This window comes from Aeromonas sp. SrichE-2G, from assembly GCF_017939565.1.
GTDB classification, from domain to species: Bacteria; Pseudomonadota; Gammaproteobacteria; order Enterobacterales; family Aeromonadaceae; genus Aeromonas; species Aeromonas taiwanensis.
Window position 1 is genome coordinate 85,035 of record NZ_JAGKRG010000006.1, and the last position, 23,815, is coordinate 108,849.

At 63.0% G+C, this 23,815-nt stretch carries 21 protein-coding genes and 1 riboswitch; of the genes, 14 read left to right on the forward strand and 7 right to left on the reverse strand.

Annotated features, from left to right (window positions below; all coding sequences use genetic code 11):
• Positions 1-124: 124 nt before the first annotated feature.
• The 3 genes from metH (at position 125) to rimK (ending at position 6,039) form a co-directional block, all read left to right on the forward strand.
• On the forward strand, positions 125-3,862 hold the full coding sequence (gene metH, locus J9885_RS10245; protein WP_210549291.1) for a methionine synthase: 3,738 nt from the start codon (positions 125-127) through the stop codon (positions 3,860-3,862).
• A gap of 66 nt (positions 3,863-3,928) precedes the next feature.
• Positions 3,929-4,996 (forward strand): oxidoreductase, encoded by a 1,068-nt coding sequence (locus J9885_RS10250; protein WP_210549293.1) that lies wholly within the window; start codon positions 3,929-3,931, stop codon positions 4,994-4,996.
• A 146-nt stretch (positions 4,997-5,142) separates the two neighbouring features.
• Complete coding sequence (gene rimK / locus J9885_RS10255) at positions 5,143-6,039, forward strand: 30S ribosomal protein S6--L-glutamate ligase (RefSeq protein WP_043808240.1); 897 nt, start codon at positions 5,143-5,145, stop codon at positions 6,037-6,039.
• A gap of 153 nt (positions 6,040-6,192) precedes the next feature.
• Here the strand turns inward: rimK and J9885_RS10260 are convergent, their stop codons facing one another.
• Together J9885_RS10260 and J9885_RS10265 are read right to left on the reverse strand one after the other, a co-directional pair.
• Complete coding sequence (locus J9885_RS10260) at positions 6,193-7,446, reverse strand: HAMP domain-containing sensor histidine kinase (protein WP_246876906.1); 1,254 nt, start codon at positions 7,444-7,446, stop codon at positions 6,193-6,195.
• Entirely contained in the window at positions 7,443-8,111 is a 669-nt protein-coding gene (locus J9885_RS10265; protein ID WP_210549294.1) for a response regulator transcription factor, read from the reverse strand. Before J9885_RS10265 ends, J9885_RS10260 begins: the two co-directional genes overlap by 4 nt.
• A gap of 90 nt (positions 8,112-8,201) precedes the next feature.
• Between J9885_RS10265 and J9885_RS10270 the strand changes: the two genes are divergently transcribed.
• Positions 8,202-8,630, forward strand: coding sequence for a hypothetical protein (locus J9885_RS10270; RefSeq protein WP_210549296.1), 429 nt, complete (start codon positions 8,202-8,204; stop codon positions 8,628-8,630).
• Between the two features lie 77 nt (positions 8,631-8,707).
• A complete protein-coding gene (locus tag J9885_RS10275; protein ID WP_210549298.1) occupies positions 8,708-9,181 on the forward strand; it encodes a hypothetical protein in 474 nt (157 codons plus the stop codon).
• 32 nt (positions 9,182-9,213) lie between these two features.
• On the opposite strand, the gene J9885_RS10280 is transcribed toward J9885_RS10275, so the two are convergent.
• On the reverse strand, positions 9,214-10,746 hold the full coding sequence (locus J9885_RS10280; RefSeq protein WP_210549301.1) for an aryl-sulfate sulfotransferase: 1,533 nt from the start codon (positions 10,744-10,746) through the stop codon (positions 9,214-9,216).
• 87 nt (positions 10,747-10,833) lie between these two features.
• Positions 10,834-10,947: riboswitch (TPP riboswitch) on the forward strand.
• Between the two features lie 265 nt (positions 10,948-11,212).
• Here J9885_RS10280 and thiC point away from each other — a divergent pair.
• The 6 genes from thiC to thiH are packed head-to-tail and all read left to right on the forward strand — an operon-like array spanning position 11,213 to position 17,691.
• Positions 11,213-13,204 (forward strand): phosphomethylpyrimidine synthase ThiC, encoded by a 1,992-nt coding sequence (gene thiC / locus J9885_RS10285; protein WP_282598293.1) that lies wholly within the window; start codon positions 11,213-11,215, stop codon positions 13,202-13,204.
• A complete protein-coding gene (thiE, locus tag J9885_RS10290; protein ID WP_210549303.1) occupies positions 13,201-14,808 on the forward strand; it encodes a thiamine phosphate synthase in 1,608 nt (535 codons plus the stop codon). Before thiC ends, thiE begins: the two co-directional genes overlap by 4 nt.
• Complete coding sequence (locus tag J9885_RS10295; protein ID WP_210549305.1) at positions 14,798-15,574, forward strand: HesA/MoeB/ThiF family protein; 777 nt, start codon at positions 14,798-14,800, stop codon at positions 15,572-15,574. Before thiE ends, J9885_RS10295 begins: the two co-directional genes overlap by 11 nt.
• Positions 15,571-15,777: a sulfur carrier protein ThiS gene (gene thiS, locus J9885_RS10300; RefSeq protein ID WP_210549307.1), complete on the forward strand. Its 207-nt coding sequence runs from the start codon at positions 15,571-15,573 to the stop codon at positions 15,775-15,777. The genes J9885_RS10295 and thiS overlap by 4 nt, the downstream gene beginning before the upstream one ends.
• A 1-nt stretch (position 15,778) precedes the next feature.
• Entirely contained in the window at positions 15,779-16,546 is a 768-nt protein-coding gene (locus J9885_RS10305; protein ID WP_210549309.1) for a thiazole synthase, read from the forward strand.
• A complete protein-coding gene (gene thiH, locus J9885_RS10310; RefSeq protein ID WP_210549311.1) occupies positions 16,543-17,691 on the forward strand; it encodes a 2-iminoacetate synthase ThiH in 1,149 nt (382 codons plus the stop codon). Before J9885_RS10305 ends, thiH begins: the two co-directional genes overlap by 4 nt.
• Before the next feature lie 1,051 nt (positions 17,692-18,742).
• On the opposite strand, the gene J9885_RS10315 is transcribed toward thiH, so the two are convergent.
• Together J9885_RS10315 and J9885_RS10320 are read right to left on the reverse strand one after the other, a co-directional pair.
• The gene (locus J9885_RS10315; RefSeq protein WP_210549313.1) at positions 18,743-19,285 is read right to left on the reverse strand and encodes a superinfection exclusion B family protein; all 543 of its coding nucleotides are present in this window, start codon (positions 19,283-19,285) and stop codon (positions 18,743-18,745) included.
• Between the two features lie 208 nt (positions 19,286-19,493).
• The gene (locus tag J9885_RS10320) at positions 19,494-20,129 is read right to left on the reverse strand and encodes a Vat family streptogramin A O-acetyltransferase (protein WP_210549316.1); all 636 of its coding nucleotides are present in this window, start codon (positions 20,127-20,129) and stop codon (positions 19,494-19,496) included.
• 229 nt (positions 20,130-20,358) lie between these two features.
• On the opposite strand from J9885_RS10320, the gene J9885_RS10325 reads away from it, so the two are divergent.
• The gene (locus tag J9885_RS10325; RefSeq protein ID WP_210549318.1) at positions 20,359-20,943 is read left to right on the forward strand and encodes a penicillin-binding protein activator LpoB; all 585 of its coding nucleotides are present in this window, start codon (positions 20,359-20,361) and stop codon (positions 20,941-20,943) included.
• A 198-nt stretch (positions 20,944-21,141) separates the two neighbouring features.
• Positions 21,142-22,032 carry a sensor domain-containing diguanylate cyclase gene (locus tag J9885_RS10330; protein WP_043757001.1) on the forward strand — a complete coding sequence of 297 codons (891 nt, stop codon included), beginning with the start codon at positions 21,142-21,144 and terminating at the stop codon, positions 22,030-22,032.
• Positions 22,033-22,112: 80 nt separating this feature from the next.
• On the opposite strand, the gene J9885_RS10335 is transcribed toward J9885_RS10330, so the two are convergent.
• Positions 22,113-22,751, reverse strand: a complete 639-nt coding sequence (locus tag J9885_RS10335) for an exopolysaccharide biosynthesis protein (RefSeq protein WP_210549320.1) — start codon at positions 22,749-22,751, stop codon at positions 22,113-22,115.
• A 201-nt stretch (positions 22,752-22,952) separates the two neighbouring features.
• Here J9885_RS10335 and J9885_RS10340 point away from each other — a divergent pair, with 201 nt between their 5' ends.
• Positions 22,953-23,486, forward strand: a complete 534-nt coding sequence (locus tag J9885_RS10340; protein ID WP_246876907.1) for a GNAT family N-acetyltransferase — start codon at positions 22,953-22,955, stop codon at positions 23,484-23,486.
• On the opposite strand, the gene J9885_RS10345 is transcribed toward J9885_RS10340, so the two are convergent.
• A complete protein-coding gene (locus J9885_RS10345; RefSeq protein ID WP_210549322.1) occupies positions 23,467-23,772 on the reverse strand; it encodes a monooxygenase in 306 nt (101 codons plus the stop codon). The two genes, J9885_RS10340 and J9885_RS10345, sit on opposite strands and share 20 nt — an antisense overlap.
• Positions 23,773-23,815: the final 43 nt, after the last annotated feature.

Sequence of the window (23,815 nt, forward strand, 5' to 3'; positions counted from 1 at the left end):
CCTATTGAGGACGGGCATAGGGTACTCTTGGGCCACATCTTACTCATTACCTACTTATGAGTATATGCTCGAATCTTCGGACAGATAGACGGCTAGATTTCCATTTGATTTGTTTGCTGCTAGGATGGATGCCACGCAGTTGCATGGATGTAGAGGGGTACGAGCGGTGTCGAGCATAGAGTCGAGCAAGAAATCGGATATCACAACGAAACTGGAAGCCTGCCTCAAGGAGCGGATCCTGATCATCGATGGCGCCATGGGCACCATGATCCAGGGGTACAAGCTCGGCGAGGCGGACTATAGAGGCGAGCGCTTTGCCGACTGGCACACCGACATCAAGGGCAACAACGACCTGCTGGTGCTGAGTCGTCCCGCCGTGATCCGGGAGATCCACGACCAGTATTGCGCCGCCGGGGCCGACATCCTCGAGACCAACACCTTCAACGCCACTCGTATCGCCATGGCCGACTACGAGATGGAGGATCTCTCCGCCGAGATCAACCGGGAGGCGGCCCGGCTGGCCCGCGCGGTGGCGGACGAGTGGACCGCCAAAGAGCCCCACAAGCCGCGCTTCGTGGCCGGGGTCCTGGGGCCCACCAACCGCACCGCCTCCATCTCGCCGGACGTGAACGATCCCGGCAAGCGCAACGTCACCTATGACGAGCTGGTGGCTGCCTACACCGAATCGACCCATGCCCTGATCGAGGGCGGTGCCGACCTCATCCTGATCGAGACCATCTTCGACACCCTCAACGCCAAGGCGGCTGCCTTCGCGGTGGACCTGGTGTTCGAAGAGCTGGGCTACAGCCTGCCGGTGATGATCTCCGGCACCATCACGGACGCCTCCGGCCGCACCCTCTCGGGCCAGACCACCGAAGCCTTCTACCATTCGCTGCGCCATGTCAAACCCGTGTCGTTCGGTCTCAACTGCGCGCTGGGCCCGGACGAGCTGCGCCAGTACGTGGAGGAGCTGTCGCGCATCAGCGAAACCTTCGTGAGCGCCCACCCCAACGCCGGCCTGCCGAACGCCTTCGGGGAGTACGACCTGGATGCGGTCGAGATGGCGGAGCATATCCGCGAGTGGGCCCAAAGCGGCTTCCTCAATCTGGTGGGCGGTTGCTGCGGCACCACCCCGACCCACATTCGCGCCATGGCGGATGCCGTGGCGGGCATCACGCCCCGCGCCCTGCCGGATCTGCCGGTGGCTTGCCGCCTGTCGGGCCTGGAGCCCCTCATCATCACCCCCGAATCCATGTTCGTGAACGTGGGTGAGCGGACCAACGTCACCGGCTCGGCCAAGTTCAAGCGACTCATCAAGGAAGGGCTCTACGACGAGGCCCTGGACGTCGCCAAGCAGCAGGTGGAAAACGGTGCCCAGATCATCGACATCAACATGGATGAGGGGATGCTGGACGCCGAGGCGGCCATGGTGCGCTTCTTGAACCTCATCGCTGGCGAGCCGGACATCGCCCGGGTGCCCGTGATGATCGACTCCTCCAAGTGGGAGGTGCTGGAGGCGGGCCTCAAGTGCGTGCAGGGCAAGCCGGTGGTCAACTCCATCTCCATGAAGGAGGGGGAGGAGAAATTCATCGAGCAGGCGAAACTGCTGCGTCGCTACGGCGCCGCCGTCATCGTCATGGCGTTCGACGAGGTGGGCCAGGCGGATACCCGCGCCCGCAAGTTCGAGATCTGCCAGCGTGCCTACCGCATCCTGGTGGACCGGGTGGGTTTCCCGCCGGAAGACATCATCTTCGACCCCAACATCTTCGCGGTGGCGACCGGCATCGACGAGCACAACAACTACGCGGTGGACTTCATCGAGGCGGTGAAGGACATCAAGGATAACCTGCCCCACGCCATGATCTCCGGCGGTGTCTCCAACGTCTCCTTCTCGTTTCGGGGCAACGAGCCGGTGCGCGAGGCCATCCACGCCGTCTTCCTCTACCACGCCATCAAGAACGGCATGGACATGGGGATCGTCAACGCCGGCCAGCTCGCCATCTATGAAGACATCCCGGCCGAGCTCAAGGAGAAGGTCGAGGCGGTGGTGCTTAACCTCAATGACAACGCCACCGAAGAGCTGCTGGCCATCGCCGAGAAGTATCGCGGTGCCGGCGCCCAGGCCGAAGACCCGCGGGATCAGGAGTGGCGCGGCTGGCCGGTGGGCAAGCGGCTCGAACATGCCCTGGTGAAGGGCATCACCGACTTCATCGAGGAGGACACCGAAGAGGCGCGCGCCCAGGCCGAGCGGCCGCTGCACGTCATCGAGGGGCCGCTGATGGACGGCATGAACGTGGTGGGTGACTTGTTCGGCGCCGGCAAGATGTTCCTGCCCCAGGTGGTGAAGTCGGCCCGGGTGATGAAGCGGGCGGTGGCCTACTTGCAGCCCTACATCGAGGCGGAGAAGTCCGGCGGCTCCAGTAACGGCAAAATCGTGCTCGCCACTGTGAAGGGTGACGTGCACGACATCGGCAAGAACATCGTGGGCGTGGTGCTGCAGTGCAACAACTTCGAGATAGTTGACCTCGGGGTCATGGTCTCCTGCGAGACCATCCTCAAGACGGCCCGGGAGGTGAACGCCGACATCATCGGATTGTCGGGCCTCATCACCCCGTCTCTCGACGAGATGGTGCACGTGGCGAAAGAGATGGAGCGCCAGGGCTTCAAGCTGCCGCTGCTCATCGGCGGTGCCACCACCTCCAAGGCGCACACTGCGGTGAAGATAGAGCAGAACTATTCCGAGCCCGTGGTCTATGTCTCCAACGCCTCCCGCGCCGTGGGGGTGGCCCAGAGCCTGCTCAGCCCGGATCTCAAGGAAGCGTTTGTCGCCCGCATCGACAAGGAGTACGAGATCGCCCGCGAGCAGCACGCCCGCAAGCAGCCGCGCTCGCGCCCCATCACGCTGGCGGAGGCCCGCGCCAACCGCCATCAGCTGGACTGGGTGGGGTATGAGCCGCCGGCGCCCCGGGAGTCCGGCGTGCAGAAGTTCGAGAACGTGCCCATCGCGGTGCTGCGCCCCTACATCGACTGGACGCCGTTCTTCCTCAGCTGGGAGCTGGCGGGCAAGTTCCCCCGCATCCTGGAAGATGAAGTGGTGGGGGAGGAGGCGACGCGCCTCTTTGCCGACGCCAACGCCATGCTGGATCAGCTGGAGAAAGATCAGAGCGTGCGCTGCGCCGGCATCGTCGGCCTGTTCCCGGCCAATGCCGTGGGGGACAGCATCGAGGTCTACACCGACGAGTCGCGCACTGAAGTGAAAAAAGTGCTGCACCACCTGCGCCAGCAGAGCGAGAAGCAGGGCTTTCCCAACTACTGTCTGGCGGACTATGTGGCGCCGAAGGAGAGCGGCAAGCCCGACTGGATCGGCGCCTTTGCGGTGACCGGCGGCATCGGTGAAGAAGCCATCGCCAAGGCCTACAAGGCGGCTCACGACGACTACAACGCCATCCTCATTCAGGCGGTGTGCGACCGTCTGGCAGAGGCGTTCGCCGAGTACTTGCACGAGCAGGTGCGCAAAGTGCACTGGGGTTATGCCCCGGACGAGGCACTCTCCAACGAGGAGCTGATCCGCGAGAACTACCGTGGCATCCGCCCGGCACCCGGTTACCCGGCCTGCCCGGAGCACACCGAGAAGGGGAGCATCTGGGAGCTGCTGGACGTGGAACAGGCCATCGGCATGCAGCTCACCGAGTCCTACGCCATGTGGCCGGGGGCAGCGGTGTCGGGTTGGTACTTCTCCCACCCCGACAGCAAATACTTCGCCGTGGCCCAGATCCAGCCCGATCAGGTGGAGGACTACGCCGTGCGCAAGGGCATGACCCTGGAGGAGGCCCAGCGCTGGCTGGGGCCGAACCTGCACTGATCCCTGCCCGCCCCGCATCACGCGTGCGGGGCAGGCTTCGGGAACAGACGCCATATCGAGGTTGTCATGAAGGTTGGATTCGTCGGCCTGGGGGCCGTGGTGCAGACCGCCTATCTGCCTGCACTCGCCACCCTGGCGCCAGATGTCGAGATACGGGGCTTTGACCCCGCCATCACTCTGCCCGGTGTCATCCCTGCACCGACCCTGGCGGCCCTGCTGGCCGCGCCCCTGGACAGGCTGGTCATCGCCACCCCCTCCCTGATGCACCTGCCCGTGCTGGAACAGGCGCTGGCCAGTACAGTTCCCCTTATCCTGGTGGAGAAACCCGTGGTGGCCACTCTGGCCCAGCGCGATCGTCTGCACGCCCTGCTGGCAGACCCCGCGGTAGCGGGCCGGGTGCTGGCGCTGGATCACTGGATGGCCCGCACCGCCGTGCAGCGGTTGCTGCTGACTGGCGGGCTGGATGAAGGCTGGCTGCCTCGGGAACAGGGCGGCGCCGGTATTGCGCCCGCCACCCTCGCCGAGGTGAGCGCGGTGGAGGGCTTTCTGCTGGAGCCCTGCGGCCTCGACGAGGCGGGACATCCCTATGCCCTGAATTTTGCCACCGGCGAGCCGGATCGGCGGGAACTGCGCCACCCCGACGGGGTGATCCTCGACATCGGCACCCACCTGCTGGCGATGATCCGCGAGTTGCTGGTGGCCCTGGGCGGGGACGACAGCCTGTGTCTGGTCGCGGACGGCGTCTGCGATCGCCTGGGGCAGCCCATCCGGCGCGGGGATCTGGAGACCGCCGAGGGGCGTGCCTGCCTGCGCGGCGAGGCGGCGGGGGTGCCCCTGATCCTCTGGCTCGACAAGTACGCCGGTCCCGGGGTGGAGAAGAAGGGGCTCTGTCTGCATCTCAAGGATGGGCGGCGCATCGAGCTGCTTCGCCGTGGCAACCTGGAGTGGCTGCATCATCACGATGCCGACGGCATGCAGGGTTGGGAGCACAATGGGCCGCTCTATCGCGACTGCATCGCCCAGACCCTGCTGGCCCCCGTGCCGCCGGGCGGCTGGGGCGGGGTCACGGCGCGCCGTCTGCAGGAGGTGGCCCTGCTGCTGGCGCTGCAACAGGGGTTGCGCGGTCCCCATTGATGCCTGTCTGGCCCTTTTTGCAGTGCGGCACCCTCTGTTTTGTACGGTTCTTGCAGAACCGCGCATGGTGAGGGGAAAGGATTGGCGTTGCCAGTCGTTCATGGCACCTTATACTCTCCAGTCCGATTATCAGGTCTGCCATTTCCATGAATATTGCCATTTTATCCCGTGAGCCCAACAACTACTCCACCCGCCGTCTGGTCGAGGTGGCCCGGGCCCGTGGGCATCAGGTCGAGGTGCTCGACACCCTGCGCTGCTACATGAACATCGCTTCCCACAGCCCCTCCATCCATTACGAAGGACGGGAGCTGGAGAGCTATGACGCCGTGATCCCGCGCATCGGTGCCAGCATCACCTTCTATGGCACCGCCGTACTGCGTCAGTTCGAGATGATGAACACCATGGCCCTCAACAGCTCGGTGGCCATCTCCCGCTCCCGTGACAAGCTGCGCGCCATGCAGCTGCTCTCCCGTCATGGCATAGGCCTGCCGGTGACCGGCTATGCCCATAGCACTCACGACGTCCCCGACCTCATCAAGATGGTGGGGGGCGCCCCTCTGGTGGTGAAGCTGCTGGAAGGGACCCAGGGGATAGGGGTGGTGCTGTGCGAGACCCAGAAGGCCGCCGAGAGCGTGATCGAGGCCTTTATCCAGACCAACAACAACATCCTGGTGCAGGAGTACATCCGCGAAGCCAATGGCGCCGACATCCGCTGTCTGGTGGTCAACGGCAAGGTGGTGGCTGCCATGCGCCGGCAGGCCCAGCCGGGGGAGTTTCGCTCCAACCTGCATCGGGGCGGCGAGGCCTCGGCCATCAAGATCACCCCGGAGGAACGAGCCACTGCGGTGCAGGCCGCCAAGATCATGGGGCTGGACGTGGCCGGTGTGGATATCCTGCGCTCCGCCCGTGGCCCCCTGGTGCTGGAGGTGAACTCCTCCCCCGGCCTGCAAGGGGTGGAAGCGGCCTCCGGCAAGGACGTGGCGGGCAAGATCATCGAGTTCCTCGAGCTCAAGGCGAGCCGCAAGCACAAGCCGGCGGAGTAAACACCGGGCGAGTGTCAGACAGGTAGAAACAGGGCGCCCTCGGGCGCCTTGCTGCTATCTGGCGGGTGGGTTGGAGGGCAGCGAGCTTGCCGGGAAGTGTCCCCCTTCTCCCACTCTGTTGCATCGCCGGGGAGAAGGGTCGGGGATGAGGGGCTATGCCTTCGTGGTTTCACCGGGGATCATCGCCAGCCGGGCGCTGAAGATGCCGTCTTCCAGCCGGGTCTCTATCTGCCAGCCCAGCTTCTCGCAGATGCGCTGGATGATGGTGAGGCCGCAGCCGTAACCCAGGATCTGATCCGGCGCTGCCGCCGTGGGATTGCTGATGGTGATCACCTGCTCGTGCAGGGTGATCTCGATGTGCCCCTCGGCGTAGCTCAAGGCATTCTTGAGCAGGTTGCCGAGCGCAATGGCGAGCAGGGAGAGGGGCGCTTGTACCTCGCTCTCCTCGTCCAGGTGCAGGCGAATGTCCAGCGTCTCCCGTTGCAACAGGGGAGCGAGGCGGGTCAGCTCCCGGCGAATGAGCGGCGCCACCTGTTGGGGTGGGCGCTCCACGGCCTCCTTGCGGCCCAGCAGCAGGAAGGTCTCGGTGAGCAGGGCCATCTCGTCGGCGGCAGCGCGGATGCGGGCCACGGCACGGGTCGCCGGGGCGGGCAGATCCGTCACCTTGCCGAGCAGGGCGGCGGATCCCTGGATCACCATGTTGGGGGTGCGCAGCTCGTGGCTGGCGAAGCGGCTGAACTCCTGTTCGCGGGCAAACACGGCGGCTACCTCGCGCTTGCCCGCCAGCAGCGCCTGCTCTATCTCTCGCAGCTCCTGCCAGGGGGCATCGGGCACGAAATCGCCCTGATCCGGGGTGAGATGAGCGACCCGCTGGCGCAGCCGCTCCAGGGGCCCCGTGATGTGGCGCACCAGCCAGATACCGAAGGCGAGGCTCCCCAGCAGCAGGGCCAGGCCGATCAACCGGGTGACCAGATGCAGCTTGTCTTCGTAGGGGTCCAGATAGTCGTCGGCGTCGTCGTTGAACACCAGATAGAGCAGCCCCTGGCCGGACGGATGGGGCCTGACCAGGAAGTGTTTGTCCTCGCGGCCGAGCTGATGTTCGAAGAAGCCGGGGTTGCGGTAAGCCTTGAGCCAGGCCGGCAGGCGGCCCGCCTCGGTCCAGTAGCTGGAAAACTGGCGCGGGCTGGGGGCGGGAGCCAGCTCGCCCAGGCGCAGCCAGTCATCGCCGTAGCGGGTCGCCTCGGCTTCCAGCCAGTGGCGCAGGCTCAGCTCCTCCATCTTGTCCTCGGCCACCACCATCAGCAGGCTCAGCAGCATCAGCAGCAGCAGGCCGGCGCCCCCCAGCGCCAGGATCAGCCGCCGGCGCAGGCTCGGCAGCGGCGGGCCAGGGGGCATAGGGGCACTCATGGTTTCACCAGCCGGTAGCCCTGGCCGTGCAGGGTCTCCAGCATGGGGGTGGGGAAGGGTTTGTCGAGGGCGCTGCGCAGGGCGTAGATGTGGCTGCGCAGGGCGTCGGAGTCCGGTTCCTCGTCCCCCCAGACGGTGTCGAGCACCTCCTGGCGCGTCACCAGCTGGGGGGCACGTTTCACCAGCAGGGTGAGGATCCGGAACGGGATCTTGCCGAGCTTGAGCTCCACTCCGGCGCGGGTGGCGCGGCTCTCGGCGGTGTCTACCGTCAGATCGCCGAAGCTGAGGGCGCCCATGTCACCCCGGGGGCCGCGCAGGGCAAGGGCCTGCAACCTCACCTCCAGCTCCTCCATGGCGAATGGCTTGACCAGGTAGTCGTCGCCCCCGGCCTTGAAGCCTGCGAGCTTGTCTTCCAGGCTGTCGCGGGCGGTGAGAAAGATTACCGGTGTCGAGATGCCGTCCGCACGCAGCCGCTCCACGGCGCTAAGCCCGTCGAGACGGGGCATCATGACGTCCATGATGATGACGTCGAAGCGCTGCTCGGCGAGCAGTTGCAGGGCGGCCTGACCGTGATAGGCGCAATCCACCCTGTGCCCGGCCAGCTCCAGATAGTCCATGATGGTCTCCGCCACCTGGGGACTGTCTTCCACCACCAGTATTTTCATGCTTTGATCTCCTGGTTCTGGCCGGCATTTCACGGCCATTTCACACCGGATACGTCATCCTGTGTGCCAGTGTAACCCCGAGGATCCCCGATGAAGAAGTCTCTCCGCGCCTTCTGGTTATTGATTCTATTGCCTTTTGGTCTGGCGCAGGCGGCCGAGTTCAAGCTCACTGGCCGCACCAGCTGGCAGCTTGGCCAGTTGATGGTCAACGGCATGCCCTTCGTGCTCGACGAGCAGACCCGCTTCAAGGACGGGCTGGATGAGGACGATCTCGGCGGGACCTGGGTCGATCTGGAAGGGGTGGTGCAGGAGACGGCGCAGGGGGCGCGGCGGCTCGTTCGCGAGGTGGAGCCGCTGGAGGAGGCGGACGAGATGGAGCTGGAAGGGCCGGTAGCGCAGGGGCGGATCTGGGGCTACACCACCTCGGACGACAGCCTGGCGCCGTTCGAGGGGCGCTGGCTGGAGCTGGAGTGCAGGTTCGACGGCATGCGTCTGAGCCAATGCAGGGAGGAGGACTGAGGCGCGCCACGAGGGGAAAAATCGCGCATCCCGGCCCATAGTTAAACCTCATCGCGCTGACCCCGGGCCACCCTGCCATGACCAGAACCGCATTGTGTTTGCTGCTGTTGCCCTTCTGCACCCTCGCCGACGACGCCGAGCTCTGGCTGGTGGAGCTGGAGCACAACGACGGGGTGCGCCTGCAATTTCAGGGGGCTGAGCTCGAACTCGGCAGCGCCGAACTGCACGGCGTGGCAGGCGATGACGCCCTCAGGCCCGGCATGCGCCTCGCCATCCAGAGCCGCTATGGCGTGGCCGAGACGATCCGTGTACTCCACGCGGCGCCGGATCCGGTGCAGGAGGGCCACTGGCGGCGGGCGGAGGATCGGCTGCTCGCGAGCTCGGGCCAGGCATTGCTGCTACAGGATCTCGGCGTGCTGGTGTTTGATGCAGAGACCCGCTGGCTGAACGGCTCCGCTGCCGATCTGCAACCGGGGCGCCGCCTGGTGCTGAGCCGGGATGAAGAGGGCCGCCTCACCGAGATCCTGATCCCCAATCCGGAAGATGAATAAATAGCGCCACGGAGTGGCGCTATTTTTGTCTCTTATTGGAAGTGTATGTGCTCGAGAGGTATCTGGATGGCGTTCCAGGAGGTGGCACAGGGTGTTGGGCTCGGATAGGTGAACTCGAAGAGTTTTTGCTTGTCCTTGTTTATGCCCTGAATGACGACCTTGCTCCGGTTGTCGGCAGCAGCATAGTTGATGAGAAAATCACCCTGAGTCGCCAGTTTGTCTTCATAGATGCTGGAACAGATGTCTGAATAGATACCATCGTCGAAGCTCCAGGTTACCTGAGCAGTCCTGTTTAGGCTGTCTATATCAAAGATCGCGGTTTGGCTGCTGGCAAGATCTATACCGGCCGGTGTGCCGGCAGGGTTATTGAAACTTCTTAGCCCATTGTTGAACAACATCAGCTTGCCATCTTTGGTCATGGAGACGGCGTGCTGTCCTATCGGGGTCTGTCCGGAGGAGAGCGAAAGAGCCAGTTTCTGCAGGGAAGGGTAGGAGTACCAGTGCTTGGTCTCATCTCCTAGTAGCCAGATCAGTTTGCCGGTGTTGTAGTCCAGCTTCACGACAAAATTTTCCCGGCTGGAGATCACCAGGGTGTCATCAGTTGGATCATATGTGGCTGCATTCATGTGGAACCAGTCCACGCCATCTCTTACAAAGTTGCTGGGGTCATCTCCCTCTTGCACCATATATTCAGAAAATATTTTCCCGAGGTCCCACTCTTTAATCACATTGCCAGAATCATCTATCTCACTTAAAAAAGACTCTATTTTTAACGTGCCGTTAGTTGTACCATCGAGCTCAATCAATATACCTTGTTTGCCAAGATCTATGTTGTGGTGAAAATAAGCATCACTACCCATTGCTGTACCATTGATATGCAAAGTGTCAGACTTTCCATATAGAGATAAAACATCAATTTTAGTGGCTGCATTCTTAATGTTGCCTGTCCAGAATGCATTTTTTATAAAGGTAGATGAACTTGATACTCTCTTAATGTCGGCATCCCAACGAACTTCTCCATCGACATCCATGATGATGGGGGATTTGAGAGCCCCCTTTAGATAAAAATAACTGTAACTCGGTGTGGCGATTGGCTTGATACTGATACTAACGTTGTCATAAATGCCAGTACTATCAACATAGGTAGCCGTGGGGATCACTTTCTGAAATGAGTAGATACTGTCATCGATGTACTTAATGTCTATCGTGAGCTCATTCAGATAGTCGCTGTAGAGACCGAATATCGGGAGCTGTAAGCTGTTATTTGCGCTCTCGTATAGTCCATTGCTGGACAGGTAGCTCCAATCATATGTAACAGATACGGGTTTGGCAAAGTTGCCGTTTTTTGTTTTGATGTTGAAGGATATGTTTTTTATCTTTTCTGTATCAAGCCCAGTCATCTTCAAGGCTGAGATAAATACTGATGTATGTGGGTCGTCTTCAAAAACCTGTGTCGTAGGATCATACGCGAATTGTTCAGCCAGAGTCCTGCTGTCATTGCTACTGTCGCATCCATATAAGCCGAAGCAGCACATGCCAAGAATAAGAGTCTTTTTGTGGTTCATAATAAACATCATCCCTATGTTAATGAACAAGATTCATTATAGTGAGAAAATCATGGTTGAGTTAAAAAACAGGCCGTATATACTGGCGCCATCTTGTCGGAGTGCTGACCGTCGAACGACGCTAAGCTGAGACCGTTAATTCGGGATCCGTGGAACCTGATCAGGTTAAGACCTGCGAAGGGAAACAAGGGTAACTTGCGGGTTACCGCGCCGGGGAAGGAGCACCTTCTCGCCAACCAGAGGCAGACCGCCTCTGGCCGCTACAGGCGCACAGGGGGAGGTTGTCCCGCCGGGCCGTCAGGGCCGCGGATCTGCCGCACAGGGCAGAGGGACGACAGGGCTGGACTGGGAAGAGAAACCCCATCGCTCACTCCCCCGCTAGAGCACACCGCCGCAAGTTCATCTTCTCCTCGAACTCCAGACAAGCAAACACCCATAACTTCAACCAGTTAATGTGAGTTTTGCTATGTCTACCAATGTTTCTGATACCGCCAAATCCAGCCGCCGCGAGCAGCGCTCCAGCGCCCAGACCTTTATCGACAACCTCAAGGGGATGGCTCACCCCAACTCCCGCCGCATCTTTATTGAAGGTTCCCGCCCCGACATCCGGGTGCCACTGCGGGAGATCCAGCTGGCCGACACCTTTGTCGGCGGCACCAAGGAAGCCCCCCAGTTCGAACCCAACGAGCCGGTGCCGGTCTACGACACCTCGGGTCCCTACGGGGAAGAGGCTGCCCCCATCGATGTGCGCCGCGGCCTGCCGCGCCTGCGCGAGGAGTGGGTGCTGGAGCGCGCGGACACCGAAGCGCTGGAAGGGCTGAGCTCCACCTTCACCCAGGAGCGCCTGGCTGACGAGGGGCTGGATCACCTGCGCTTCGAGCATTTGCCCAGCGCTCGCCGTGCCAAGCCGGGCCGCCGGGTGACCCAGCTGCACTACGCCCGCGCCGGCATCGTCACCCCGGAGATGGAATTCATCGCCCTGCGCGAGAACATGGGCCGCGAGCGGGTGCGCTCAGAGCTCTTGCGCACCCAGCATCCGGGTCAGGGCTATGGCGCCAGACTGCCGGAGAACATCACCCCCGAGTTCGTGCGCGATGAAGTGGCCGCCGGCCGTGCCATCATCCCCAGCAACATCAACCACCCGGAAGCTGAGCCCATGATCATCGGCCGCAACTTCCTGGTGAAGATCAACGCCAACATCGGCAACTCGGCGGTCACCTCCAGCATCGAAGAGGAGGTGGAGAAGCTGGTCTGGTCCACCCGCTGGGGCGCCGACACCGTGATGGATCTCTCCACCGGCCGCTACATCCACGAGACCCGCGAGTGGATCCTGCGCAACAGCCCGGTCCCCATCGGTACCGTACCCATCTACCAGGCGCTGGAGAAGACCAATGGCATCGCCGAGGATCTCACCTGGGAGCTGTTCCGCGACACCCTGCTGGAGCAGGCCGAGCAGGGGGTGGACTACTTCACCATCCACGCAGGCGTCTTGCTGCGCTTCGTGCCCATGACCGCCAAGCGCCTCACCGGCATCGTTTCGCGCGGTGGCAGCATCATGGCCAAGTGGTGCCTCTCCCATCACAAGGAGAACTTCCTCTACGAGCACTTCCGCGAGATCTGCGAGATCTGCGCCGCCTACGACGTCAGCCTGTCGCTGGGTGACGGCCTGCGTCCGGGCTCGGTGTATGACGCCAACGACGAGGCCCAGTTCGCCGAGCTGCGCACCCTGGGCGAGCTCACCAAAATTGCCTGGGAGTACGACGTGCAGGTGATGATCGAGGGCCCCGGCCACGTGCCCATGCACATGATCGAGCGCAACATGACCGAGCAGCTGGAGCACTGCCACGAGGCCCCCTTCTACACCCTGGGCCCGCTCACCACCGACATCGCCCCGGGCTATGATCACTTCACCTCCGGCATCGGTGCCGCGCTTATCGGCTGGTACGGCTGCGCCATGCTCTGCTACGTGACCCCCAAGGAGCACCTGGGCCTGCCCAACAAGGAGGACGTGAAGCAGGGGCTCATCACCTACAAGATCGCCGCCCACGCAGCTGACCTTGCCAAGGGCCACCCGGGCGCCCAGATCCGCGACAACGCCATGTCCAAGGCGCGCTTCGAGTTCCGCTGGGAGGATCAGTTCAACCTGGCGCTGGATCCCGACACCGCCCGCGCCTATCACGACGAGACCCTGCCCCAGGAGTCCGGCAAGGTGGCCCACTTCTGCTCCATGTGCGGCCCCAAGTTCTGCTCCATGAAGATCACCCAGGACGTGCGCGACTATGCCGCCAAGCTGGAAGCCGTAGAGATCAAGATGGTCGGCATGGACGGCCAGCAGGAGCGGGTGGTGGCCGAGGTGGAGAGCGGCATGGCGCGGATGGCGGAAACCTTCAAGGAGACCGGCGGGGAGATCTATCACCAGGCGGCGACCCTGAAGCAGGCCGTAGGGGAGGAGGCGTGAGCAGCGAGCGCGGGGCTGTCAGCCCCGCCGACCTGTCCGCGGTGACGCAGGCCCGCCCCGTGGTCTGGACCATAGCGGGTTCAGACTCCGGCGGCGGCGCCGGCATTCAGGCCGACTTGCACACGATGCACGACCTTGGCGTGCACGGCTGCTCCGTCATCTCCGCCATCACGGCCCAGAACTCGGTGGCGGTGAAGATGGTCGACCCCGTGCTGATGCAGACCTTCACCGCCCAGATCGACGCCCTGGGGCTGGATCTGCCGCCGGCTGCCATCAAAATCGGCCTGCTGCCGACCCGGCTGCACGTGGAGGTGCTGGCTCGCCGACTGGCAGCCACCCCGGCCCCCTTCGTGGTCTACGACCCGGTGGCCATCGCCAGCACTGGCACCCCCATGGCAGAGCCCGGCATGCTGGTGGCGGTGCGCGAGCACCTGCTGCCGCGCCTCTCCTTGATTACCCCCAACGGTCCCGAGCTGGAGGCCCTGACCGGCCTGCCCGCCACCAGCCCCGAGCTGGTGCGCCTCGCCGCGAGGCGGCTGCGCGAACTCGGCGCCCGCGCCGTGCTGGTGAAGGGGGGCCATCTGGAGTGGAGCGGGGAGCTGTGTCTGGACTACTACCAGGACGAGACCCGCGAATTCTGGCTCGCCGCGCCGCGCCTCGATACCCGCCACGGCCACGGCACCGGTTGCTGCTACGCCAGCGCCATTGCGGCCGTGGTGGCGCAGGACTACCCGGTGGAAGACGCCATCACCCTGGCTCGCGCCTACCTGCAACAAGGGCTGGCGGCGGCGCAGGGGGTGGGGGCGGGCCCGGGGCCCATCGCCCATCTGGGCTGGCCGACCAGACTCGCCCACTTCCCCCGCGCCGTGCTGGCGGGGTCAGCCCTGGATCGCCGCTTCGGCCTGTATGAGACAAGCAGTGCCAGCCTGCCGCAGGGCCCCTTCGAGCCGACCGAACACAGCCTCGGCCTCTATCCGGTGGTGGATTCGGTCAAGTGGCTCAAACGCCTGCTGGGGGCCGGGGTCAAGACCATCCAGCTGCGCATCAAGGATTTGCCCGCCGCTCAGGTGGCGCCGGCCATTGCTGAGGCGGTCGCGCTCGGTCGCCGCCATGGGGCGCGGCTCTTTATCAACGACTACTGGCAGCAGGCCATCGAGGCGGGCGCCTGGGGCGTGCACCTGGGGCAGGAGGATATGGAGACCGCCGATCTCGCCGCCATTCAGGCGGCCGGGCTGCGCCTTGGCATCTCTACCCACGGCTACTTCGAGCTGATGCGCGCCCGCGAGCTGGCCCCCTCCTATATCGCACTCGGCCATATCTTCCCGACCAACACCAAGGCCATGCCTTCGCGCCCCCAGGGGCTGGAGCGGCTGCACAGCTACTGCGCCCTGATGTGCGACTGGCCGACGGTCGCCATCGGCGGCATCAGCGAGGAGCGGGTGGCGGCGGTCAAGGCGAGTGGGGTCGGTAGTATCGCGCTGGTCTCGGCCATCACCGCCAGTGACGACTGGCAGGGGGCGACCGAGCGGCTGCTGGCTGCCGTGGGGGCGGGGGATGAGCCACGTTCGGCCACTGACATAAGAGAGGTGGAACATGCGCTCTGATGCCGCGTCTCTCAGTGACAAAGAGTATCTCAGATACGGCCGCCAGCTGATGCTGGCGGAAGTGGGGGAGGCGGGTCAGGCGCGGCTCAAAGATAAGTCCGTGCTGATCGTGGGCCTCGGCGGGCTCGGCTCGCCGCTCGCCCTCTATCTGGCCGGGGCCGGGGTCGGCACCTTGTGGCTGGCCGATGGCGATACGGTGGATTCCAGCAATCTGCCGCGCCAGATCCTTTTCGACTCTGATGCGGTCAACCACTCCAAGGCGGAGCTGGCCCGCGAGCGCCTTAGCCAACACAACCCGCTGGTGGAGCTGATCGCCATCAACCAGCGCCTCAATGCCGCCAGCCTGCCCGGTTTTGTGGAAGAGGTGGATCTGGTTGTCGATTGCTGCGACAACCTCGCCACCCGTCAGGCCATCAACGCCGCCTGCGTGGCCCAGGGCAAGCCCTGGGTCTGTGCCGCCGCAGTGGGCTGGCAGGGGCAGCTGATGGCGCGCACCAGCAGCGATCACGCCTGCTACGCCTGCCTCTATCCGCTGGATACCGAGATCAAGGAGAGCTGCGAGACCAGCGGCGTCACCGGCCCATTGGTCGGGGTGATGGGCTCCCTGCAGGCGCTGGAGGCGCTGAAAGTGTTGCTCGGTTTGCCGAGCCCGGTCGCCGGCTCATTGCGCCGTTTCGACGCGCTGGCCCATCAGTGGCAGACCCTCACCCTGGCCCCCGATCCCGACTGCCCGGTTTGCAGGCAGCACAAGGAAATCACCCCATGACCTTGACCATTCGACTCAACGATAAAGCCCAGCCGCTGGCGGCAGGGCAGAGCGTGGCCGACCTGCTGGCCGCCCAGGGCGTCCATCCTCAGGGGGTGGCGGTGGCCCTTAACGGCGCCGTGCTGCCCCGTGGCCGCTGGGCCGAGACCCCGCTCAATGATGGGGACGAACTTCACCTCTTTACTGCCATTGCGGGAGGCTGACATGCTCAAGATTGCCGATCACACCTTCTCTTCGCGCCTCTTTACCGGCACCGGCAAGTTTGCCCGCCCGGATCTGATGGCTGCCGCCATCGAGGCGAGTGGCTCCCAGCTGGTCACCATGGCCATCAAGCGGCTCGAACCGGGCAAGACCCACGACGATATCCTCAGCCCCTTGCTGCAACTCGGGGTCAAGCTCTTGCCCAACACCTCGGGCGCCAAGACCGCCGCCGAGGCGGTGTTTGCCGCCCACCTGGCCCGTGAGGCGCTGGGGACGAACTGGCTCAAGCTCGAGATCCACCCCGATCCCCGCTATCTCTTACCCGATCCCATCGAGACGCTGAAAGCCGCCGAGCAGCTGGTGAAAGAGGGCTTTGTGGTGCTGCCCTACTGCGGCGCCGACCCCGTGCTCTGCAAACGGCTGGAAGAGGTGGGCTGCGCCGCAGTGATGCCGCTCGGGGCGCCCATCGGTTCGAATCAGGGGCTGGTGACCCGGGAGTTTCTCTCCATCATCGTCGAGCAGGCCAATGTGCCCGTGGTGGTGGACGCGGGCATCGGTGCGCCGAGCCACGCCGCGGCCGCCTTTGAGCTCGGCGCCGACGCCGTGCTGGTCAACACCGCCATCGCGGTGAGCGGCGACCCGGTCGCCATGGGCCGCGCCTTCGCGCTGGCCTGTGAGGCAGGCCGTAGCGCCTATAAGGCGGGCCTGGGGGCACGCGGCGTGCAGGCCCAGGCCTCCAGCCCGCTCACCGATTTTCTGGGGGCCCTATGAGCGTGCACTTCGACCCCATCGAGGGCGTGAGTTTTATCGATAGATGGCAGGCGCTGGAGTGGGACGACGTGGGGATGCAGGTGCGCGCCAAGACCGCCGCGGACGTGGAGCGGGCGCTGAGCACCCCGCGCCGCAGCCTGGATGACTTTATGGCGCTGATCTCGCCAGCGGCCGAGGCCTACCTGCCCCGGATGGCGGCCGAGGCCGAGCGCCTGACCCGCCAGCGCTTTGGCAACACCATCGGCTTCTATGTGCCGCTCTATCTGTCGAACCTGTGCGCCAACGACTGCACCTACTGCGGCTTCTCCATGAGCAACCGCTTGAAGCGCAAGACCTTGAATAGCGAGGAGATTGAGCGAGAGTGTCTGGCCATCAAGGCGCGCGGCTTTGACAGCGTGCTGCTGGTGACCGGTGAGCACGAGCACAAGGTGGGGCTCGCCTATTTTCGCGAGGTGATGCCCATCATTCGCCGCCACTTCAGCACGGTGGGGATGGAGGTGCAGCCCCTCTCGCAAGACGAATATGCCGAGCTCAAGACCCTCGGCCTCGATTCGGTCATGGTCTATCAGGAGACCTACCACGCACCCACCTACGCCCGCCACCACCTGCGCGGCAACAAGCAGGACATCTCATGGCGCCTCGCCACGCCGGATCGGCTCGGCCGCGCCGGTATCGACAAAATAGGGTTGGGGGCGCTGATCGGTCTCTCATCGGACTGGCGCGCCGACAGCTACTTTGTCGCCGAGCACCTCGCCTGGCTTGAGCGCCACCACTGGCAGAGCCGCTACTCGCTCTCCTTCCCGCGTCTGCGCCCCTGTACCGGCGGGTTGGAGCCTGCCGTGGTCATGTCGGATCGCCAGCTGGCCCAGCTTATCTGCGCCTGGCGCCTCTTCTCGCCCACGCTGGACTTGTCGCTCTCGACCCGGGAGTCTGCCACCTTCCGCAACGGCGCGGTGCGCCTTGGCATCACCCAGATGTCGGCCGAGTCGCGCACCCAGCCGGGTGGCTATGCCGAGGGGGATAAAGAGGAGCTGGAGCAGTTCGCCATCCACGACGATCGCCCGGTGGGCGAAGTGGCCGCCGCGGTGCGCCAGGCGGGGTTGCAGCCGGTGTTCAAGGACTGGGAACCCTTCCTGGGCCGATAGGGGCGGCCACGACCCCCTTTGCAGGTGGCATTCGGGCGTCCAGCCAGACTCCGTGCCTGTGGCGAGCACCTGGCTCCCTCCCCTGCGAAGGGGAGGGCTGGGGAGGGGTCTTGATGCGGCTATGCCGCATGGGATGCGAGGCCGCTGGCCTCGACGGGGTTTCGCCCGCCCTTCGGGCTTGGGCGAGTGACTTTGGAAAGACCCGCTCTTTTCAAAAAATGCACCAAAGATCTTCTCCCCTGCTTATTCGCCCGACTTACGTCGGGTGCCTTCGGCTCACCCGCTTGTCCGACGGCACGCGGCGACGGGCCTTTGGCCTTCGCCATCCATGGCTTCGGCCAAAGTCCGCTTCGAACATCCCTGTTCTCGCGCCAAATCGGGTCGAGCTGCGCTCACCCTTTTCCGATTTGGCCCATGGCCCCGCGCCGCTCGCTCGACATCCTGTCTCGCGGCCTGGACAAGCGGGCTCGCCTCAGCGAATAAGAGGGAGGAGCAATGCCGTTCCTGTCTTTGCTTTTATGATAGATATCATTATAAGAACTTATATTGTTGAACCCCGCTACGCGGTTGTTCAAATGAAATTAGTTAAGTGTTTTTTATATAAAATTCCAAACCGTCCTCATCTAGAGGTCTTAAACCAGAAGAAAATGCATGCCTTTTTTTATAAACTATCTCAAGGTTTACAAAAGAAATTTCCTCCGAGTGAGAATTGATGAATTTACTAGTGTTCTTACGAATATGCTCGTCCCAAATTATAACTTTAGATATTGTTTCTAGATTGTCTATAAAAATGTTATCAGCATCGTGTGATTGATTTTTATCCACCGGAGACAATCTAATTCGGAATGTTGCATGCTTATCCATAAGTCCAATCTCAGCTTGTTTAGCGCCTATAGAGTCAGCCCCATATTTGTACCAAATTTCAATTGATGTCTGTCCCTTTCTTAGGCTACGAATCGTCTAGACTCTCCTTCAACATAACGCTTAAATGACGGTTGTAGTTTCTACCATGATAGATGTAGAAGGTGTGTAGTTAATTTACTTGTTAGGTCTACCATCTTGAATGCAACTTTTGGCGCGGAGTCATTGGAGCTCCAGTATAGCCATCTAATAAGCTTGGATTCCTATCCAAATATTCACGAGCCCAAGGTTGTAGATTAAATGCAAAGCCATTGAGCATGTCCCCCATGCTTGCTGCCAGATAGGTAATACCTTTTGCACGTAGTCCAGCCATTACTCCATCATCTATACCAACATAAACCGTGTTCTGCTGTTCTTCTATGTATGCTATCAGGTAACCTTTTTCCTCTGGAGTCAAATTATGAAGTGCCGCCTGTCGTTTCTTGAGTGTTTGTCTCTGACGATATCCCTGCATCAAAAAATGGAATAGTCTGGCTGCGCAAAATGATAGCGTGAGTAAAAAAGCCGGGCCCAAAAAAACTCTATATTCATTTCTAAAGCCGTCTACAGCTAGAGTTTTAGAGTATTCTTCTGGCAAAAATAAAATGAGACCAAGAACAGATATAATGGCTACTAAGAATGCAGCTGGTATCTTTATGAAATAGTCAGAAAACGCTGTCAGTTTATCAATCATTGTTTCGCTTTCTCCTGAAAACTATCAAAATTACTATCATGACATGTAGACCAGTGTACTTCCGATGGAATTATGAATGAAGCATTGGAGTCTTTTGATGTGATATACCCAGTGTTGTTATGAGCTGCACCTACTTGGTGACGACGTTTTACCACTACAGCCGCACATTTTTTGATGCGAGTCTTACCCTATTCGCCCTGATTACTCCCTATAACCCCACCGTCTCCAACTCACTAATCTCCCCGCCGCCGATCAAGTTCAAATTCCGGCTGATCCGCTCCACCGGCCAGTCCCACCAGGCGATGGCGTTGAGACGGGCGATGGTGTCATCGTTGAAGCGGTAGCGGATCACCTTGGCGGGGTTGCCGCCGACCACGGCGTAGGCGGGCACGTCACCGGTGACCACGGCGCGGGCGGCGATGATGGCGCCGTTACCGACCTGGACGCCTGGCATGATCAGGGCGTCATAGCCAATCCAGACATCGTTGCCGATGACGGTATCGCCCTTGTAGGGGAGGCTGCTCGGGGTGGGGACGGCATGCTCCCAGCCGTTGCCGAAGATAAAGAAGGGGTAGGTAGAGAAGCCGGAGGTCTGGTGGCTGGCGCCGTTCATGATGAACTTCACCCCGCGGGCGATGGCGCAGAACTTGCCGATGATCAGCTTGTCGCCGATGAAGGGGAAGTGGTAGAGGACGTTTCTCTCGAAGCCCGCCGAATCCTCCGGGTCGTCGTAATAGGTGTAGTCACCCACCTCGATATTGGGCCCCTTGATGGTGTTCTTGATAAAGCACACCTGGGGGAAGCCCGCCATGGGGTGCGGGTTGGCGGGGTCGGGTCCGTGCATGGGGGGCTCCTCTGGCGTCTGGGCTCAGGCTACCCTAACGGAACCGGGTGGGGCCGTGCCACCCTTTTGTGCGCTGCCGGTTCGCCAGCCTTTGTCGCCCCCTGACCATGTGCGCATCGACCCGGGGCGGGTTTGTCTCTAGCATGGAGGGGAGGCGGAGCCTGGCTCCGCAAAATGGACTGGATTGTTGGCGAAGTTCGTCCTGCGAACTTCAGGCGGAGAGAAAAAGATGAAGCTGCGTTCCTTGTTGATGGTGGGTGCCCTGATGCTGGGCGGTTGTGCGGTCAATCCCTATGGGGGGACCCCGGCGCCGGTCGGTGAACCGGACAAGCCGGTGACCCAGCCGCAAAAGCCGGTGACCCAGCCCGGCAAGACGGAGCCGGTGCCCGCGCCCAAGCCGGTGGCGCCGACGGGGCTGGCGGTCTCCATGGCGGATGCCTTCCTGAAGTCTGCCGAGGTGCAGTCGATCGCGGGCAGCAGCCCGGTGCTCTTGCTGATGGCGCCCCAGAACGGCACGGGGGAGGCCTTCAGCACCCAGCCCATGGCGGTGGCCATGATCCAGCGCATCCAGGCCAACAGCGGCTTTCGCTTTGCCGACCCCGGCCAGGTGGCGGCCATCACGGGTCAGCTTGAATACCAGCAGGGGGGCATGAACCCCGCCTCCCTGGTGCGCCTGGGTCGCCAGACCGGCGCCGGCTACATGCTCTACGGAGATCTCGTCTCCGAGGGGAGCCGCTACCGTCTCGCCATGAGCCTGATGGATCTCAAGAGCGGCGAGCTGCTCTGGAATGGGAGCCGCTCCGCTCCCCGCTGATCCCCACTGTGCGCCGGGCCCCCTCCCTCGCGGGGGGATCCGGCCTTGCCAGCAAGCCACGTGCGACCCCTCTTCACACGCCGGCCCTGTGCCACCTGCGTTCCCAAGGCGCTGCCCGCCCATCCCCCTGTGCGACACTCGATGAGTCCTGTATAACAGGGGTATCGAGGCCTCACCCGCAGACAGCAAGGAGCTTGGATGGCGCTCTCAGTAGTACAACTCTATGAAGTGATGGCCCAGCTGCCGGACCCGGTCTTCATCCTCAGCGAGGATGGCTACTACATCGAATACATCGGCGGGGTGGAGCAGCAGTCCTACCAGAACGGCAACCCGCTTGTCGGCAAGCGGCTGCTGGACGTGCTGCCCGAGGAGAAGGCTCTGTGGGTGATGGAACAGGTGGCGCAGGCCCTCGCCAGCGGTCAGGTGCAGGTGGTGGAGTACGAGCTCTCCCCTGCCGAGGTGGACGGCATCGATGCCGAAGCGGGCCCCCAGGGGATGCAGCGCTTCGAGGGCAAGATAGCGCCGCTGCCTTCCCTCTACGAGGGCAAGCGGGCGGTGGCCTGGGTGACCCGCAGCATCACCCGCCAGCACGAGCTGCAACAGCGGCTCAAGCGACTCGGCGAGACGGATCAGCTCACCGGCCTCTACAACCGCCACTTCTTCTTCGAGCACTACCACCACAGGGTGCAGGGCCAGCAGCTCACCGGCCTCATCATGCTGGATCTCGATCACTTCAAGCAGATCAACGATCGCTTCGGCCACCAGACCGGAGACGAGGTGCTGTGCCGGGTCTGCGAGTGCGTGGCCGCCCAGTTGCGGGGGGAGGATTTGTTCGTGCGCAGCGGAGGGGAGGAGTTTCTGATCCTGCTGCCGCAGATCGACGAGGGGATACTGCTGAAGGTGGCGGAGCGGATCCGCGCCGCGGTGGCGGCCATGGCGCCGGATCCGGCTCCCGTCACAGTGAGCCTGGGCACCACCCTGATCCGGCCGGGTGAGGAGCTCGGCGCCGTGCTGGCCCGGGCGGACGAGTGGCTCTATCGGGCCAAGCGGGGCGGGCGAAACCGCATCGCCCACGACGGGGAATCCTGAGGGGGCGAGAGGTCTGATGAACGAGGGCGACCCTGTTTGTCTGACACGGTCGCCCTCGTCGTTGTCGGCCCCCGCCCGGGTCAGCCAAACAGGGTCGAGATATTCTGGCCAGCCATCAGCAGGCCGATGGCCAGCACGCTGAACCAGACCAGGGTGGCGCTGACCAGGGTGTAGCCGAGGGCGACGAAGAGGCCGTCCCGCTGCAGCATGCCGATGGCCAGCAGCAGGATGGCCCAGGCGGGCATGGCGTTGGTGAAGGGAATGGCGCCCAGCGGCAGCATCAGCAACAGGGCCGCCAGCATGATCAGCAGGCCGTTGCAGCGGTTGATGGCGTAGCTGCCGGTCAGGATCAGCAGGCGCGGCCGGATGAAGCGGTCGATGCGGGCCAGCAGATCGGCCCCCTTGTGCAGGGTCGGCTTGAGGTGCTCGGCGGCGAAGCGGCGCTCCATCAGGAAGGCGGGCAGCCAGGGTACCCGGTTGAGGGTGATGCCGACGCCGATGAAGAGGATCAGCAGGCCGAAGGGGGTGCTGACGCCGGGAATGGAGACCGGCAGCAGGAAGGGGACGGTAAGCAGCACGCAGAACAGCAGCATGCCCTGCTCGCCCACCAAGGCCAGCATCTGGCGCAGGCTGATGTGGCTCTCCTCGATGGCGTGGGCGGTGGCCCTCAGGGTATCGGAGAGCGTGCTTTGTGGGTCGTTGAGTTGCGTGGCAACCATTCCTGGGATCCTCATCCTGTTGACGCCACCGCTGTGGCGCCGCCAGCTTACGGAGGCGAGGTTAATCCGAGATGAACATGGTGAGCCGGCGCAAAAAATGGGGGTGGAGGGTGCTGATCACCCAGTGGCAGGCCAATATCGGCTTGACCCCGAGGTTCTGAGTCCCATGATGGCAGGACGCCTCCAACAGGATCCTGCGCCTTGAACCCACTGCCATCCCTGCCCCGCACACTGCCCCTGCTGTCGACCCGGCGACTGCTGCTGCGCCCGCTCACCCCACAGGACGGCGCGGACCTCTTCGCCATCTACGGGGATCCCGAGGTGATGCGCTTCGTCGGAGAGCCGCCGTTTCCCGAACCGGCCACCGTGGGGCTGATGCTGGCGAGCGTGGCGCGCATGCTGGCCGCCGGGGAGTCCCTGGAGTGGGGTGTGACGGCACGGGAGGGGGGCCGTGTCATCGGCACCTGCGGCTTGCACAGTTTCGACGAACACCTCTGCCAGGCAGAGATGGGCTGCATGCTGGCCCGGCGCCACTGGGGCCAGGGCCTGATGGGGGAGGCGCTGACTGCGGTGATGGGGTATGCCCGCGAGATCGGCATCCATAGCCTGTTGGCCGACATCGAGCCGCAGAACCTGCCGAGCCAGCGGCTGTTTGGCCGGCTGGGCTTTGTCTGGCAGGGGGAGACCCGCTACCGGCTGCTTCTGGGGGAAGGATTTAGGCCAGACCGCGGGTGAGACGGCTGAGGGGTTCGTTGACGTCGAATACCCTGTATTGCACCGCGCTGGCCCCCATGGCGAGCACCCGCTGCTCGTGCATGGTGGCGTAGGCGAGGGCGCTCGCTTCGTCTTCGAACAGATAGATGCCGCCCGCCTCGCCGGTGCGCGGGTTTTCAGTCCAGATCTTGGAGATGAAGCCCGGCTCCCGGGTGATGGACTCGGCCAGCGGCATGGCCGCGCTCGTGAGGGCCGGCCCCATCATCGCGGCGGGGAAGTTGAAATGGATCTGCAGCAGGCTGGGCATGATGAACCTCTCTCGGGGGAATGATGGAATCCGCATCATAGGA